The 1,480-nt window shown below is 37.6% G+C and carries 1 protein-coding gene and 1 pseudogene; both read right to left on the bottom strand.

Annotation, left to right across the window (positions count from 1 at the left end; genetic code table 11):
- Positions 1 to 1,213 (bottom strand): DUF4158 domain-containing protein (locus AC2VE5_RS27485; RefSeq protein WP_486890701.1); only part of this gene is annotated, 1,213 nt, incomplete at its 3' end.
- Between the two features lie 146 nt (positions 1,214 to 1,359).
- A pseudogene (locus AC2VE5_RS27490) lies at positions 1,360 to 1,480 on the bottom strand (IS701 family transposase); the annotation flags it as partial.

Below are 1,480 nucleotides of genomic sequence, written 5' to 3' on the forward strand. Positions count from 1 at the left end.
TGGAGCGAAACTCTAGCATCAATAGTAGTTGAGGAATCATTCGGCGATAATGACTGGCAAAGGATGCGCGCATTACGGTATGAACTCTTTGACGATAAGCCGTACCAGTGGATTTATATTCAGTAACCAAGTCTCTGAGAGTTTTTATGGAAACTACAGGATAGATAACTTGTTCGATAACCCCATCTGGTTCAGCTATTGCTACTTCAGCAAGGCGAAATAAAATATTGGTTTTGCCCGTAACTTCTTTGAAGTCATTAATTAATTCTTTATTAATACGTCTTTCCGCCCTTGTCCCAATGCGCTGAATAATTTGAATCAGTAACTCAATTAAATTGTCAGTAATTTCTTGACTGCGCTGGATACAGAAAGCTGCCATCAAAGTGTAGCGGATAGCATTTTTATGTTGTCGTAAGTGATAAGGAGTCTCTGTGGCTGCTCTATGACGGTAAGTTTTCACTAATTTGGACGAGATTCCAGTGAATAAGTCAGGTGACAAACCAACAACACGAATACGCTTGAGTTTTTCTATTTCTGTCAAAAAACTATCTAGTCCTACTGGTCCAGAATCGGTTTTGAGAAAAGCCAAGTCCGAAACTTTTAGTTTTCCATAATTGGCTTGCGGTAGTTCAATATTTTCAGAATTACTTGTTTCTTCAGTAGTGAGAAGAAGATCGATTTGCTCGATGTTTAGGGGAGTAAGTAGAGAGTAGATTTGATGACAGAAATTAGTTTCATATTGGTGAATGGCACTATGAATTAAACGTTCAACTTGTTTTGAAGTTGGCGGAATAATTTGTAATTCCCTCCATTTTTGATAGGTAAGTTGAAGTAGTGGTTCAAATCTTTGTTCGTCAGGCAAAACTTTGGCGATTAACCAATTTGATATCTGCTTTGAATCGGAAGTAGTAGCGGTCTGAAATCCGAATAATTGACGAATTTCTGCACGATGATTTTTAATAGAACGTCCTTGCCAATTGTATTTAGAATACAATGATTCATCGGCCAAAAGCTGTGAAGCGATGTAAGTGATGCTCTGGCCGGGTATATCGCTTGGAGAATCAGGAAAACGAGCCATTAGTTGAAAATATTTCAGTAAAATGGCAAAGCCAATTTGATTAAAACCAACTTTCTTCTTCACCAGTTCTAATTCCGTTGGCACAAGTGTCCAATTTTCAACGAGTTCTTCTGAGTTCCAAGGTGATTTGACCATTCATTATCTTCTCCGTTCAAATAAGAGCGTTTGGAGAAAAGCATAAATGAATAGGTGGCGGTAAGTTCAAAATCTGTCCAAATCCAAGTTTTTAGTTTTTTGTCAAGTGCTATCAAAACTAGGTATTTGGAAAACTTATTCAGGACTTACGCAAGTGACATTTGAACGGATGGATACTTGAGTTGCTCAATTAAGTAGTTTGAGAACATACCATGTTTGATCTGATAAACAGTTTTGCTCGTTTGGTAAGCAATCAACTTGAGTCGA

It is taken from the genome of Aliterella sp. E5.1, from assembly GCF_057473825.1.